This window comes from Sphingobium sp. B2 (assembly GCF_007693735.1).
Classification (GTDB): domain Bacteria; phylum Pseudomonadota; class Alphaproteobacteria; order Sphingomonadales; family Sphingomonadaceae; genus Sphingobium; species Sphingobium xenophagum.
In genome coordinates this window covers 153,646-167,374 of sequence record NZ_VDBZ01000006.1, presented here as the reverse complement: position 1 = coordinate 167,374, position 13,729 = coordinate 153,646, and the positions used below count along the sequence as shown (strand labels likewise).

Genomic DNA, 13,729 nt, shown 5'->3' with positions numbered 1-13,729 from the left:
CGGTTTGAACAAGTCCGCCGAGATGAGCATAGATGGCTGAACGTAGAATGAGCTAAGCGGCTCGATAGCGTTGCGTCAACCTGGGGCGCTTGACGTCTCGATTGTCGCAGAAGCGGTCGTTCAAGGGCTAGGATAGACCGGTAGAGAGGACCCGGCTCTTTGGACAACTCTATTATTGCAGTCCGAACCTCTAACCACGACTTGTCTGGCTAACTCGCCTGTGCCCATCAACCGGAAGTCGAAATCGAGGAGATGCTCATTGCCGCTTTTGAGCCTTTCAGGCTGCGTTGTCTCGAAAATCAGCGTTTCCGAGACCAAGCGATATATCAACGATTTTCGCCCTCGCCCGTAAACTGATCTGCTCGTCCAACCGGCATCAGGTTTTGATAGGATGAGGCATGGCTAACGAACATGAGTTGGTTGCCGATTCAAGAGTTGTGGCGACTTGGATCGAAGGATGGACCATTGCCCGCGAAACGCCGCCTCCGGTCGAAGATCACGGTGGTTTCAGAGTCGATGTGGGATGGCCGCAACAACGGACGCGCTATGTCTTTACCGATATCTCGCCGGCCCTGCACGAATTGGCCACCACGATCGAGGAGCCGTGGGTTTTTTTGAAAGCTTGTGTCTCGGCGACAGCAATGCGCGTCGCCTTACCAGAACACTGGGTAATACAGCCACCGGGCTTCATGATGAAATATCGGCGCATCATGCCCGGCGATTCCGCGCCTCCTGACGGCTATCTGCTCGATGCGGCTGAACCTCGCCCCATTGTAATCGTGCGGGCGCTTACTCCGAGCGGCGCGCTGGTCGCAATCGGACGTGTCGTTCGCGTCGGTGAGTTTGCCATATACGATCGGATCGAAACCAACGCCGCTCATAGACGGCGCGGCCTCGCGCGAACCGTCATGAAGAAACTTGAATCCATCGCGCGCATCATGGTGCGACGCGGGAGGTGTTGGTCGCCACTGCAGAGGGTCGCGGTCTCTATGCATCCTTAGGATGGGAATTGCATTCCCTCTACACCACAGCAGTCATTTTACGGGCTGACTGATATCCACAAATCGGCACGTAGGTGTTAGTCAAACGCTCTGTTCGTTCGCCTTTGCAGTAGAGGCGGGTACTTCCGGTATGGGCCGAAGCCATTGCAGCGCGACAAACGCCGTCAGCAGCAGCGCGCCAGCGGCAAATACCACATCGCCGGGGGTGCGCATCCACACGAGGAAATGGATCAGCGGCCGATCCATAAACGCGGCCGACCGCGCATAGGCGTAGCCATGATCGAGCGCCGCCTGAAGTTGCAGCACGCCCATCGGCAGCAGCGTGAGCAGGGCCATCAGGGCAAGCCCGATGTTGAAGCACCAGAAGCTCGCGCGTAGCCAGCCTTCGTTCCAATGGATATGATCGCGCAGGCCGCGCAGGCAGAAGAGCATCAGGCCGATGCCGAGCATCCCATAGACGCCGAAGAGCGCGGTATGGCCGTGCAGCGGGGTCAGGTTGAGTCCCTGGACGTAATAGAGCGCGATCGGCGTGTTGATGAGGAAGCCGAACAGGCCGGCGCCGACCAGATTCCAGAAGCTCACCGCGAGGAAAAACATGATCGGCCATTTGTAGCGCGCCATCCACGGCGTCGCGCGACTGTGCGACCAGGTGTCCATCGCCTCGAGGCCGATTAACGCGAGCGGGACCACCTCAAGCGCGGAGAAACTGGCGCCGAGCGCCACGCCCGCCATCGACGTGCCGACGAAATAGAGATGGTGGAACATGCCAAGCACGCCGCCCGACAGGAAGACGATCGTCGCGAACAGCACATTGACCGTGGCCGTGCGGCCGCGCACCAGCCCCAGCTTTACGAACAGGAAGCTGATGACGGCGACCGCGAAAATCTCGAAGAAGCCCTCGACCCAGAGATGGACCACCCACCAACGCCAATACTCAACCTCGGACAGGTGGCTGCGCGCGCCATACATGAGCCCCGCGCCATAGAAGAGACCGATCGCCACCGTGGAGAGGAACAGCAGGCCGACGATCGAGGACATCTCATCCCGGCGCCGGATCGCGGGCCAGAGCGCGCGACCCACGAGGAAGAGCCACAGCAGCAGGCCGATGAAGAGGTATATCTGCCAGAACCGGCCAAGATCGACATATTCCCAGCCTTGATGCCCGAACCAGAAGTTTTCGGTGAGGCCCATCTTCTGCATCACCGCCAGCCATTGTCCGGCGAACGCGCCGACGACGATGACGATCAGGCTGACGAACAGGAAGTTGACACCGGCGCGCTGCCACGGCGGCTCATGGCCGGAGATGGCGGGCGCGATATAGAGGCCGGTGCCGAGCCAGGCCGTCGCGATCCACAGCACCGCGAGCTGGGTGTGCCAGCTTCGAGTCAGGCTGTAGGGTAGCCAGTCGGCGAGGTTGATGCCGTAGAAATGCTGGCCCTCGACCTGATAATGCGCGGTCGCCGCCCCCAGGCCGATCTGCGCGAGCAGGAGCGCGATGACGATCCAGAAATATTTGGCGCTGGCACGCATCGAGGGTGTCAGAACGATCCCCTTGAGCGGATCGGCCGCGGGCGGGGTGAGCGGCGGTTCCTTGCCGTGCCAGACCGCATAGTGCCACGCGAGAAGGCCGATGCCGGCGAGCATGAAGAGGATGCTGAAAAGCGACCACATGAAGGTGCCGGACGTGGGCACGTTGCCGACCAGCGGTTCGGAGGGCCAGTTGTTGGTAAAGCTCACCATATCGCCGGGCCGATCGGTCACGGTCGCCCAGGCTGTCCAGAAGAAGAAGGCCGCGAGTTCCCTGCGCCGCGCCGGATCGGGAAGTGTGTTCTCCTTCATGGCGTAGGCGACGCGCAAATCGCGCGTTGCCGGGTCAGCGGAGAACAGGCTGTCATAATGCCTTGCCACGCCGGCGATCGCTGCAGCGCGCGCGTCGCTGATCGTCAGCGTGCCGGTCGCAGCGTCATAGGTGTTGGCACGGAAGCCGGGACGTAGCTCGGCCTGCAAAGCCGCCTTATCTGCCAGCGACAGCATGTCGAAGCTGGCCGCGCCCTTCGTGCGGACAACGGCGTCGAGCTGGGCCAGCGCCTCCCGGTGCAGCCAGTCGGCGGACCAGTCGGGCGCGATCAATGCGCCGTGACCCCACACGCTGCCGAGCTGCTGGCCGCCCATCGACTGCCAAACCTGTTGGCCGGTCTCGATATCGTCGCGTGTGAAGACGGTGCGCCCGGAAGCGGTCACGACCCGTTCGGGGATCGGCGGCGCGGTACGCATAAGGTCCGACCCGAGCCACAGCATCACCGCGAATCCTGCGAAGATGACGGCAGCCAGGCCGATCCACAGCCGTTTCGTCGTCGACATCGTTCCCCGTCCCTCTTCCTTTAGAAAAGCCCGTGACTGCCGCCGACGGCGCCGATCAGCGCGATGACCGATGCCGCCAGCAGCAGACGGTGCATACGCTCCATGCGTGCGAAGTCGGCCGCCGGATCGGGGGAAGCGGCCATGCGGCGGTGCAGATAAAGCGGCTCGATGACGAACAGCATGGCGACGAACACCAGCCAGATCGCCACCATCGCTTGCATCCACCAGAGGCGGGGATCGGCGAAACGCTCCCACAGGTCCGCCCGCCAGGTCATCCAGAAGCCGCTAGCGCCGGCAAGGAGAACCCACAGCCGAGCCTGCGGCGCGAAGCGGCCTTCGATCCGGTGAAATGCCGCCAGCCTCTCAGCGGGCGGATTGCCGGCACGCACGGCCGGCATCAGCACCAGCGTCACGAAGGCGACGCCGCCGATCCAGAACAGGACGGCGACGACATGGATCACGCGCGCAAGAGTGAAATCGTCCGCGATCATCAGCTCTTCGGGGGCGGCTCATGGTAAAATTCGACCTGCATCCGCATCGGACCCAGCGGGGTCACGAAATGCGGCTGCTGCGGTTCGATCAGACCGGGATGACCGGGCTTCAGGATGACTTCCGACGCCGGCTCGAGATAGGTGAGCTTCAGTTCACCTTCGAGGACGCGGATCAGTCCCCACACCCCCGCCTTGGTGTCATGGCGCGCGCGCAGCGCCGCCGGCAATGTGTCCTGATCGAACACCGGCGACGAGCTGTAGGGCGCCGGCCCCGTCATGCGGCCTGGGCCTCGTCATAAAGCTCGGCCTCGCGCGCGATCAGAATGTCGGCGAGGAACCAATAGGCTTCGCCCCATGCCGCCAGGATTTCGTCCGTCGCGGCCTCGCCCAGGATGTCGCGAATGGCCGGCAGCAAGGCATTGGCGACCGCAGGATAATGCTCTGGTTTGATATGGGTATCGACGTGCCGCCCGGCGATCCGCTCGATCGCCGGTTTCAGGACGTCGAGCTTGTCCACATTCTGGGCGAACGCCAGGATCGCCGCCGCAAGGCGCTTGGGTTGCGCGCCCGACTCCTGCGCGGCCATGTCGAACAGCGCCTTGATCTCGGGATCGACAAATAGCCGCTGATACATGCGCGTGGTGATGTCCACGCCATGCTGTTGAAGGGCTGGCGCCGTCGCTTTGACCAACGTCATGGTTTGGGGAGACAATGCTTTGGTCACGACGATCCTCTTCATGATAACAGTTTGCTTGTAGAGGCTGTCGGTGCGAGCCGGTTTGCGCTGGCGCAAACTCGGCTCTGTTATTTCGACTAGATCGACCCGAACGAGAGAAGGCAGGAGGCAAATCATCGTTCAGACCCGAGGCCTTGCTTCACACCTGAAGATTATCGGCGCGGTGGAGCTATTTCGCGATCTGCCTCACGAAGCGCTGGTGCATGCCCATGCCTGCGCACGCATCGAACGATTGCCAAAACATGCGAGGATTTTCGAGCAAGGAGCCCGTGCCGAGCGGGCCTATGCGGTGGCGAAGGGCAGCGTGAGAATCATCCAGACCGGCAGTGATGGCGGGCAGGCGATCATTCGCTTTATCGGCTCCGGCGAAATGTTCGGAACAGTGCCTCTCTTCACTGACCACCTTCTTCCGGCGGACGCGATCACAGCGGAGGCGTCGGTCGTCCTCAGTTGGAGCGAGGCGGATATAGTAGTGCTGATCGGCATATATCCGCAGGTGTCGCTGAACGTCATTCGAGTGATCGGGACGCGGCTTATCGAACTTCAGGATCGGGTCCGCGAGTTGGCCACCCAGCGCGCCGATCAGCGTCTCGCCCGTGCGCTCCTGCGCCTGATCCGTAACGATGGTGGCGACGAGGTAGCGTTCCCGCTACGTCGTAAGGACCTGGCGGAGTTCTCGGGAACGACCCTTCACACTGCGAGCCGAATGCTCTCCGCCTGGGCCAGGGCCGGCCTGCTCACAAGTATCGGACGACGCATCCTAATCCATGATCGTACTGCTCTGGACTCCCTCGCAGAGGGCAGGCCACTCCTCTAGCAATTGGGGCGTTAACTTGATGAAAACCGCACCCCGGCCAATTTGCCTCACTGTGGCCCGCATAGAATTATTGGCTTTGGCGGCGACAGCCGCGCTCACGATCGGCGCGACTGCGCCGATAGCCGCGCAGTCCTCTGACCAGAAGCCGGCAGCCCCGCAACCGCGCATGTTATATCTGCCAGGCCGCGGCACTGTTCTTGTTCAGCCCGCGCCGACAGACGATCCTCGCGCGGTTGCGCGCACGGTCATCGTGCCGGGCTACGGCGAGGTCTATACCGTGCCTGTGCGGCCGAAAGACACTCGAAGCCCGAGGCAGCGTTGCGTTGACGAGGAGATAGCGCGCGAGGGAGGTTCTCCCTCCGCGTTGGCGATGGGCGCAATCGACCTGAAATACAGCCAGCGGTAACGGCCTAACCTGGGGAGCGGATAGCTCATGTAGGCCGCATGCGTCTCGAAATTCGAGCGTTTTAGAGACGGGTTGGTTTAATTGTGCAGCCTCAGAGTCACCCCGATCAGCCGGGGTTCGCTCGGAGTGCCGACGATCAGGCCGCTATTGCCCGCCTGAACTGTCAGGTTCTGCATGTAGACCTTGTGGAACAGGTTGCGCGCAGAGCACGAGCCCGCTCCGCGGGAGGGTCGCTTGGGGTGACGTAGCCATCGGGTCAGCGATTTCGTGGCGCATCAGTTTGGCGCCGACCGCGAGAAAGTAATGCCCAACGCCCATTTCATTGATGATCTCGGGGCAGACAGCCTGGATGTCGTCGAGCTGGTCATGGCGATCGAGGAAGAAATTCGGAATCGCGATCCCCGATGCCGACGCGGAGAAGAACCAGACGGTCGGTGAGGCGATCACCTATGTCGAAGGCGTCAAGGCCTGAGAGCGATCACGGCCCCGGCAATAGTTTAGGATAGGGCAACCGCGGGAGTGCGCGGCCCTGTCGGCGCGCGTTGCGGGTGAGCTCGAAGCAGTAGGTGAAGAGTCCGGATTGGCGGTGGCGGGTCAGGAGCTGCTCGGCCTGAAGGCGGGCGAGCCATGCGGCTGGGCTCTCGCGCAGGCCGGGCGCCGGTAGACCGAGGCGGACGATCTGGTCGATGGCGCCATCCATCCCGCGTTCGCGGAGCCGGATCTTCGAAAGCGTCCGATCGGAGATCGTCTGGCCTGCGGCGCGAAGGACTGTACGCGGGCGCGTGGTGCCCCGGTGCGCCCCGGAAAGAGCGGCGTAAACCCGGCCGGTATGCCCGAATTCGGGGTCGCTGTAGGAAACGACGGCTTCGATCGCTGGCCGCGCCTGGCGAAGCAGTCGGAAGGCCCGTGCGCAAAAGAAGCTTTCCCCGTTCTGCGGGACCCGGTCGAGAAGAATCAGGCGTGCGAGAACGCATCCCTTTGCCGGATCGGTGAAGCCCGTGTGCCGGGTGATGACGGCGTCGGTCGCGGGAACCGCGAAGACGGCCACGCCTGCCAGGACCGCGCGGAGTCCAAAGAGGCCGACTGCGACCTGGGCTGCCGGATAGCTCGGCAGATAATGATGCTCGGCGATGAACGTACGCGCTACGGCGTGATCGATGATGTCGACCGAATAGGCCTTCGGATTGATGATGAGAGAGTCCGTCGCCCATAAGGCGCGGCGTTCCCGCCATCGCTGGCTTCGTGAGGTCTCCATGTCCTGGCTCCCGGGTGGAAGGGGTCGAAGGCGCTTGGCCTCCGACCGGTCTCCCCGGCCCATTCCCCTCTTCTTTGGACATGAATCGACATGAAGGGATTTACGGAATGTTCGGGTTTGGACGCGATCAGATATCGTACGTCCCTGTTTGGCGCGGGTGAATAGGTGCTCCTGTGAGCCTTTGGGAACTTCACAGGGCGCCATGTTCCCGGTAGCGAATAGTCTTCCGGGTTCTTCAACCAGAGAAGGCAAGATCATCATGAGCGACGTATCGGAAAACGATAGCACGCTGATTACCCTGACCGCTGATATCGTCGCGGCGCATGTGACGAACAACAGCGTGGCGGTGGCGGATTTGCCGTCCCTGATCCAGAATGTTCACGGAGCGTTGAGCAATCTCGGCAAAAGTGAAACGGCGCCCGAGACAAAGCAGGAGCCGGCGGTATCCGTGCGTGCCTCGGTGAAACCTGACTACATCGTCTGCCTGGAAGACGGCAAAAAGCTCAAGATGCTCAAGCGTCATCTCATGACGCACTATCAGATGACGCCGGCGGACTATCGTTCGAAGTGGAATCTTCCGGCCGACTATCCGATGGTCGCGCCCAATTACGCCGAGCAGCGTCGCACGCTCGCCAAGAGCATCGGACTTGGCCGCAAGCCCAAGGGGTCCAGCGCTGCCGCATCGGCAAAGGCGACGAAATCTGCGCCGGTTCGTCGCGGAAGTCCGAAATCCACCGAAGGGCAGCCCGCCTAATAGGACTTCCTCTGGGGAGACGGCCGGTTTGGAAAAGGGACCATCGGATCAAGATATTTCGACGCGGCGCTCGACAACACCTCCGGGGCTGATCGAGACTCGCACCCCGTCCTATCCCGGCACGGAGGCGTCGGTTGGTACGGTCATGACCTTGGCCGACGCCTACTGGGATGCCGCGCACAGGCTGCTGCCGCAGATCGAGAAAGGCCGGAGTGTCTCGTCCACCCCGGCTAGGCTGTGCGCCATTCAGTCGATCGAGACTTACCTCAATGCGTTTCTGCTCTTTCATTCGGTCGATCGAAAGCAGGTCCGGGGATTGCAGCATGATCTCGCCGAACGGACGCGGTTGGCTGTCGAGAAGGGATTGTCTCTCCGGCGCCGTACCGCGGAGCATCTGGTCCGATTGAGCGATCAGCGCGATTATCTCATGGTGAGATATGGGCCGGAACAGCTCAGCGATCTGTCCGAAATCAATCGGATGTTCGCCACGCTCAAAGAGATCGCGGAGAAGGTGCGGGCAGCGATTTTCGAACAGCCCTATGATCGCTCTGACCGGAGGTTCCGGGTATATTGGTGATCCAGAGCCCGCCTCAGAGTGTGATGTCCAGAGCCGAGGCGCGCTGGCGGGATTGCAATTCAGAATAGGGTCAACTGCTCGCCGACCGTTCTGGTCCTTGGCTCTTGGGCTTGCTTATCGTGGGTTGTGCGTTCCGGTGTCGTTTCAGTAAAAAATCGCGGGGGTTGTTCGACCAAGCGTTCCTGGCTGGCAAGCCTGGCGCCCCAGCCGCCGAGGATGTGGGCCGGCGTGAACCAGTGTTCGCGGACCTCGTTGCTGAGAGAGTTACCAACGATCACGTGGGCCGGAATGTGGAGCAGCGAGAACTGGATATAGCCCATGTGTACGGCGCGTTGGTCGATATCGATCGCCGTCACGTGGAGATGGCGCTGATAGTTGATCCCGGCGGCGCGCATCGCTTCGGCGAGAGCAATGACCATGGCGCCGGCACCGCAGGCGGGTTCCATCGCGCTGACGAAACCCTTGTCGTCGATCAGCGCCAGGGCGTCCTTGGCATCGCCAAGCGTGACCTGTGCCATCATCTGGCAAACCGGATAGGGCGTGAAGAATTGCCCACGGTTCTTGTTGTGGATCTCGAGCGCGGTGAAGATGCTCCCGAGGACGTCCCCTGGCGCTTCCTCCAGTGCCATTGTGATCTCTCCGAAGACGCGAGGGAACATCTCGATGGTGTGCTGCTCATATCGTCCCACGATCTCGAGATAGCGCGCCTCGCGCGTTTCCCGGGATCGGCTGTCGACGCTGTTCGAGATGCTGATCGCTATGAGCTCCATGCAGTCGGAGAAGAGCGTGTAGCGGTCGTGACGATAGCAATGCGCATCGAAGAGTTTCAGGACGTTCCTGATGTGTCGATCCTGCGGCGGCATGAGAGATCCCCGGTCACGGGGCCGCTTCGCGCGGCATCGCGACGTTCTGATTGGCGGGCGTGGAAGGGCTCGGGCGAATGGCTCGGCGCCCGAGCCCGGGTCAGTTCGTGGCCAAGAGCGCTTCGAGCGTCACGGCGCGGCGCGGCCGGCGGCCGAACTGATAGCCATGGTTGGTCGCGTATTTGCTGAGCGACATGGCCTTGCGGTTGAGCGCCACCGCGAGATCGGCGAGCGACACACCGGTGTTGAAGGCGACGTCGAGCGCGCGCGTTTCATCGTCGCTGAAAGGCCGAATGTAGCCGTGGACAAGGCCGAGGCTATTCGCGCGCGAGGTGAGCGCAGCTTTGGTCCGTCCCAGGCTTGCCGCCAGGACCTTGGTCGGGACACGGCCATAGTCCGCACGAAGGCGCGCCTCGTCGGCCTCGGTCCAGTCCGGACCAAGCCGCCAGCCATTGCGGTTGGCATGAAGCCCGCGCAGGCCCAGATATTCGGCGCGGTGGCGCAGCGATCCAGCGGTGCGGCCAAGCTGGCGGCGCAGCGGGGTGAGACTCGTACCGTCGATGTAGGCCTTGCGCAGCAGGGCGTCTTCTTCCGGCGTCCAGGCCCTGCCCCAGCCGCGGCCATAGCCCAGCTTGCGGATGGCGAGGCCGAAGCCGCGGACCGTGCGTTGGGGAAAGCCTTCCTGGCCGAGCATCCCGACGATCGCCGTGTAGCGATGACCCGCTTCGGCCAGGTCGAGAGCCCTCGCCGTTTCCGCCTCCGACCAGTCCGGCGGATGGTTCGCATGCACGATGCCGAGAGCTCCGGCCCGGCTGGATAGGCCGCCGAACGGCCGGCCGATAAGGGTGGCGATCTGCGCCAACGGCACGCCGCGGCGATAGCCTTCGACGAGCTGGGCGTCCTCCCAGGGCGTCCATTCCGCCGGATTACCCTCGGTTAGGTCGAGGATCCTGGCGCGGGCATAGACCGCCGAGCAGGATCGACCGAGGTCGGAAGCTATGGCCGCCGTGGGTTCGCCGCCGTAGCGCCGCGACAGTTCCGCATCATCGAGTTCGGTCCATGTCCGCGTGGAATTGCGGCGGAGCCCGAGCAGCGCAATACGTTCGGCGACCGCTGCCCTGCCCCGGCCGATTGCCAGCGCGATGTCGGCGATCGCGGTGTCCTCGAGGAAGAGCGCGCGCAGCCGTTCGCTCTCCTGCGGTGTCCATGCATCGGCCCGATAGGCCATCTCGCGCAGCGGCGTGGCAGGCAATACCAGCCTTGGCGCGGGTACCAGCTCGACGATGTCGGCATCCAGATCGAGCGGTTTCATGCCAGCGCCACCACGGGGATGTCGCTGATCTTGGCGCGGAGGCGGGCATGAAGCCGGGCGATGCGATCCTCGCCTCGAGGCATCGTGTCCACCGCGGAGATGGCGGCGAGCATGTCGAGGGCGTTGTCGACGGCTTCGCGCGGGGCACCGATATGGCCCGCAAGATCGTTGGCGGTCGTGGCGTTCGGCGCGATGCTCTTGAGCGCGCCGATGATCGAGGCCGCGTGCGGCGCGGAAGGATCGAGGAGGAAGGCATCGAGCGCCCGGGTGCCCTTGAGCGTCAGAGCCGCATCGCGCGAGCCGTTCGAGACCTCGCGGAGAGCCGACAGGTCGAGCAGCTTCTCCGCTTCTTCACTGTCGACCGCAGCGGCCGCGGTGAGCCTTGGCGTCGCGCCGAGATGCTCGGTGATCGTCTCTTCCATATGGGCGAGGACAGGCAGCGGCGACATCGCTGGGCCCATCGCGAAGAACTCACCGGGCGCGAGCTTTCGCAGGGCATCGGCCTCCTTCGCCGAGAAACCGAGGAGATCGGCCGCGCGCGCGATGTCGCGATCGAACACGTTGAGGCCAACGAGGAAGTTCTGCAGCTCCGAGATCACCGAGGATGAGAGCTTGGCGAGGCGCTGCGTGGCGATGACCGGGGCGATGCCGCGCTTGCGGCCGCGGGCACAGAGGTCGGTCAGCGTGGCAACGCCAAGGCGCCGGGTCTCGGCATCGCGGGCCGATCCGGCATGATGTGGCGCGAGCAGATGGCCCTCGTCGATGCAGACCAGGACGGTATGCGCCCAGTACTCGCGCGGCGCGCCGATCAGTCCGGCGAAGAGCGCCGCCGCCTTGATGATCCGCTGGTCGGGATCGAGATCGGTGAGGTCGACGTGAAGCGACAGGCGGTGCTGCCTGGCGCGGGCCGCGGCTGCCGTCAGGCCATCGGAGGTCAGCTCGCAGCCCTTTAGGGAGGTTGCGCCGATGTGGGCGGCGAGATTGCCGAATTCGCCTTCGGGATCGACGAGCACGATTGTCGTGAAATCGAAGGCCTCCTCGATAATCTTGCGCAGGGTTCTGCTCTTGCCCGCGCCGCTGCTGCCCTGGATGAGCAGCCGCCCGGCGAGCAGGCGTTCGAGGTTCAGCATGAGCGAGCCACGGCTGTGCCTGCCGATCGGCACGGACCATTGGTCGGCGGAGGGGTCGATCTGTACGACTGTTGCCATGGTGGGATCTCCTGGGGCTTGGCCTGTCTGGCCACCACCCAATCGCTCCCCCTTCCCTTTGCCTGCTGGTGCTACGAGCTGGCAATCGGCGCAGCGTTGTCGCCGCGGCCGCGCAGGCCCCAGTCAGGCTCGTAGTCCGGTCCGTAGTTAGCGCTCCGCATGAATTCCGGGTCACCCGCTTCATCGACGAGATAGCCGGTCACTTCCCCGGCATAGTCCGCATCGAGCGCGCCTTCTGCGGTCGGGATAAGCCGCACACCGAAGCCCCTGGCGAAGAGTGCGGCATCTGCTGCGAGCATCGCTTCGTGATGATCGTCGGCGGAAACGGCCATCTTGACCCTGACGGTCGCATAGACGTGGACGAAGTGGGTCGGCTCGGACATCATCTGTCTCCGGTCTTGGAATGTGGGGGGCCGCCGCCGCGATCAGGCAAGCGGCACGTCGTATCCGGGCTCGCAGCCCGGCTCGCCGGGATAGGTGCCGCCCGGATCGCAGAGCAGGATCTGCAGCACGTCGTATTCCTCGTGGCGGAAGTAACGTCCTGCCTGGAGCGTATAGGCCTGCCGGGCCCCTGCGGAGGCTCGGCGCACGCGAACCGGGAAGCGGCCGCCCACGTCGATGTCCCCTTCGAGCGGCCTGCCTGCCTCGCGCATGCGCTGGCCGAGCTCGTTCACGATGCCGCCGGCAACGCGCGGGGGGAAATTGCCAATGAGAAGCAGCTCCGGCGGTCCCCGCAGCGCGTTGCCGATGGTGTAGGCGAACGCCGGCGTTTCCCCATCGGCGAAGATCAGGAAGAGATGCTGGCCGCTTTGCGCGATATTGCGCTCGATCGCAGCGTAGAACTCTCGGTTGTCGGGGATATTGGGTTGATGAGTGCGTCGCACTGATACCTCCTCACGACAGGATATCGGGTTGATTTTGCTCGAGGCATGCCCTGATCAGCGGGAGGTGGACCCAGTAACGCTGGGCGCCAGCCAGGCTGTCGACCTTAGGATCATTCGTGCCTCGCGCCTGGTAGCCCCACTTCGTGCGGTAAGCCGCGCTCTCACGATCATAGCGCTTGTAGGCGGCGTCGCTGCGCTTGGCCCATTCGGGCCATCTCCGGGCGATCTGCTCGGTAGTCATGGAGGAGCCGGACGCAATGAATGCCAAAAGGTCGAGAGGGTCGATCTTGGCCATTACAGGTCTTCCGGCTTGAACCCGTGGTGCTCGACGAGCGAATGCATCACCGCATCCCACAGCAGCTCCTTGAAGGCTGCGCGGTTTTCCAGGTCGGTGTCGTAGACGTAGAGGTCGGCCAGCTCCTGGGCCGCCTTGCCGATTCCCTGATAAAACCGGCTCCGCATCGTGTACGTTTTTGGCGAAGGTTTTAGGCATGTACGCCTCCATATCGGTTGGAGCGGTTCAAATGGCAGAGGCCGGAGCCAGAACTTCGAGATAGGCCGCTTCGACCAGTTCGGTCTTCTGACTGCGTTCGCGGGGCGTCATGTCGAGCTTCACATAAAAGCCCGCGAAATGCGTCTTCACGATCACGCCCTCGCGGCCCGCAAATCGGTCCCCGCCAACGCGCGGACGTACCCGGATGCGCACGCGGTCGCGGATCCCCGGTTCACGCACCGCGTCAATCGGCGTGGATCGCTCGGCGAGGAACAGCGCGAGCCGCGCTGTGTCGTCCAATCGGTCGGATGCGGGAGCACAGGCCCGGGCAAGGATCCGCCAGGCCCGCAGGCTCATCGCGTCGCCGGCGAGGTGACGGTCACGTGGCTCGCCTTGGCCATGATCGAGGTGCCCGGCGGAGACGTGAGCGTCGGGATCGAAGGCGAGGATCGTCGCGGCGTGATATTCGGTCTCGGTCAGTGCCACGGTTAGCCGGTCGAGCTGATCAATGAGATCGGAATCGGCGGCAACGGGGACGCGAGAGGGGGCAAGCGTATCGGACATGGTGAGT

General features: G+C 63.3%; 18 protein-coding genes and 1 pseudogene. 6 read left to right on the top strand and 13 right to left on the bottom strand.

Annotated elements, in window-relative coordinates; all coding sequences use genetic code 11:
- The first annotated feature begins 398 nt into the window (after window positions 1-398).
- Complete coding sequence (locus tag FE851_RS23875) at window positions 399-1,001, top strand: hypothetical protein (protein ID WP_011950469.1); 603 nt, start codon at window positions 399-401, stop codon at window positions 999-1,001.
- 81 nt (window positions 1,002-1,082) lie between these two features.
- On the opposite strand, the gene FE851_RS23870 is transcribed toward FE851_RS23875, so the two are convergent.
- From FE851_RS23870 to FE851_RS23855, 4 genes are read right to left on the bottom strand one after another with little or no spacing between them, the layout of a single operon-like run.
- Window positions 1,083-3,362, bottom strand: a complete 2,280-nt coding sequence (locus FE851_RS23870) for a nitric-oxide reductase large subunit (protein ID WP_145206802.1) — start codon at window positions 3,360-3,362, stop codon at window positions 1,083-1,085.
- A 20-nt stretch (window positions 3,363-3,382) separates the two neighbouring features.
- Complete coding sequence (locus FE851_RS23865; RefSeq protein ID WP_011950471.1) at window positions 3,383-3,853, bottom strand: membrane protein; 471 nt, start codon at window positions 3,851-3,853, stop codon at window positions 3,383-3,385.
- On the bottom strand, window positions 3,853-4,131 hold the full coding sequence (locus tag FE851_RS23860; RefSeq protein WP_011950472.1) for a DUF1971 domain-containing protein: 279 nt from the start codon (window positions 4,129-4,131) through the stop codon (window positions 3,853-3,855). Before FE851_RS23860 ends, FE851_RS23865 begins: the two co-directional genes overlap by 1 nt.
- Window positions 4,128-4,592 (bottom strand): globin domain-containing protein, encoded by a 465-nt coding sequence (locus tag FE851_RS23855; protein WP_171010603.1) that lies wholly within the window; start codon window positions 4,590-4,592, stop codon window positions 4,128-4,130. Before FE851_RS23855 ends, FE851_RS23860 begins: the two co-directional genes overlap by 4 nt.
- A 160-nt stretch (window positions 4,593-4,752) precedes the next feature.
- On the opposite strand from FE851_RS23855, the gene FE851_RS23850 reads away from it, so the two are divergent.
- From FE851_RS23850 to acpP, 3 genes and pseudogenes are all read left to right on the top strand, one after another.
- Entirely contained in the window at window positions 4,753-5,406 is a 654-nt protein-coding gene (locus FE851_RS23850; protein ID WP_129927364.1) for a Crp/Fnr family transcriptional regulator, read from the top strand.
- A gap of 19 nt (window positions 5,407-5,425) precedes the next feature.
- Window positions 5,426-5,812, top strand: coding sequence for a hypothetical protein (locus FE851_RS23845; RefSeq protein WP_230461522.1), 387 nt, complete (start codon window positions 5,426-5,428; stop codon window positions 5,810-5,812).
- A gap of 267 nt (window positions 5,813-6,079) precedes the next feature.
- A pseudogene (gene acpP, locus FE851_RS23840) lies at window positions 6,080-6,284 on the top strand (acyl carrier protein).
- 6 nt (window positions 6,285-6,290) lie between these two features.
- On the opposite strand, the gene FE851_RS23835 reads toward acpP, so the two are convergent.
- Window positions 6,291-7,067, bottom strand: coding sequence for a hypothetical protein (locus FE851_RS23835; RefSeq protein ID WP_011950475.1), 777 nt, complete (start codon window positions 7,065-7,067; stop codon window positions 6,291-6,293).
- A gap of 259 nt (window positions 7,068-7,326) precedes the next feature.
- On the opposite strand from FE851_RS23835, the gene FE851_RS23830 reads away from it, so the two are divergent.
- Together FE851_RS23830 and FE851_RS23825 are read left to right on the top strand one after the other, a co-directional pair.
- Window positions 7,327-7,821: a MucR family transcriptional regulator gene (locus FE851_RS23830; RefSeq protein ID WP_017183261.1), complete on the top strand. Its 495-nt coding sequence runs from the start codon at window positions 7,327-7,329 to the stop codon at window positions 7,819-7,821.
- 28 nt (window positions 7,822-7,849) lie between these two features.
- On the top strand, window positions 7,850-8,398 hold the full coding sequence (locus FE851_RS23825; protein ID WP_011950477.1) for a hypothetical protein: 549 nt from the start codon (window positions 7,850-7,852) through the stop codon (window positions 8,396-8,398).
- A 59-nt stretch (window positions 8,399-8,457) separates the two neighbouring features.
- Here the strand turns inward: FE851_RS23825 and FE851_RS23820 are convergent, their stop codons facing one another.
- The 8 genes from FE851_RS23820 to FE851_RS23790 all read right to left on the bottom strand — a co-directional run bounded on the left by FE851_RS23820 (window position 8,458) and on the right by FE851_RS23790 (window position 13,722).
- The gene (locus FE851_RS23820) at window positions 8,458-9,261 is read right to left on the bottom strand and encodes an N-6 DNA methylase (RefSeq protein ID WP_011950478.1); all 804 of its coding nucleotides are present in this window, start codon (window positions 9,259-9,261) and stop codon (window positions 8,458-8,460) included.
- Between the two features lie 100 nt (window positions 9,262-9,361).
- Entirely contained in the window at window positions 9,362-10,573 is a 1,212-nt protein-coding gene (locus FE851_RS23815; protein ID WP_017183263.1) for a hypothetical protein, read from the bottom strand.
- Window positions 10,570-11,781 carry a helicase HerA domain-containing protein gene (locus FE851_RS23810; protein WP_017183264.1) on the bottom strand — a complete coding sequence of 404 codons (1,212 nt, stop codon included), beginning with the start codon at window positions 11,779-11,781 and terminating at the stop codon, window positions 10,570-10,572. Before FE851_RS23810 ends, FE851_RS23815 begins: the two co-directional genes overlap by 4 nt.
- A 71-nt stretch (window positions 11,782-11,852) precedes the next feature.
- Window positions 11,853-12,167 carry a hypothetical protein gene (locus FE851_RS23805; RefSeq protein WP_017183265.1) on the bottom strand — a complete coding sequence of 105 codons (315 nt, stop codon included), beginning with the start codon at window positions 12,165-12,167 and terminating at the stop codon, window positions 11,853-11,855.
- A gap of 39 nt (window positions 12,168-12,206) precedes the next feature.
- Window positions 12,207-12,665: a DUF4262 domain-containing protein gene (locus FE851_RS23800; protein ID WP_017183266.1), complete on the bottom strand. Its 459-nt coding sequence runs from the start codon at window positions 12,663-12,665 to the stop codon at window positions 12,207-12,209.
- Window positions 12,666-12,675: 10 nt separating this feature from the next.
- Window positions 12,676-12,960, bottom strand: coding sequence for a hypothetical protein (locus FE851_RS23795; RefSeq protein WP_017183267.1), 285 nt, complete (start codon window positions 12,958-12,960; stop codon window positions 12,676-12,678).
- On the bottom strand, window positions 12,960-13,127 hold the full coding sequence (locus FE851_RS26395; RefSeq protein ID WP_017183268.1) for a hypothetical protein: 168 nt from the start codon (window positions 13,125-13,127) through the stop codon (window positions 12,960-12,962). Before FE851_RS26395 ends, FE851_RS23795 begins: the two co-directional genes overlap by 1 nt.
- Window positions 13,128-13,185: 58 nt before the next feature.
- The gene (locus tag FE851_RS23790; RefSeq protein WP_017183269.1) at window positions 13,186-13,722 is read right to left on the bottom strand and encodes a hypothetical protein; all 537 of its coding nucleotides are present in this window, start codon (window positions 13,720-13,722) and stop codon (window positions 13,186-13,188) included.
- Window positions 13,723-13,729: the final 7 nt, after the last annotated feature.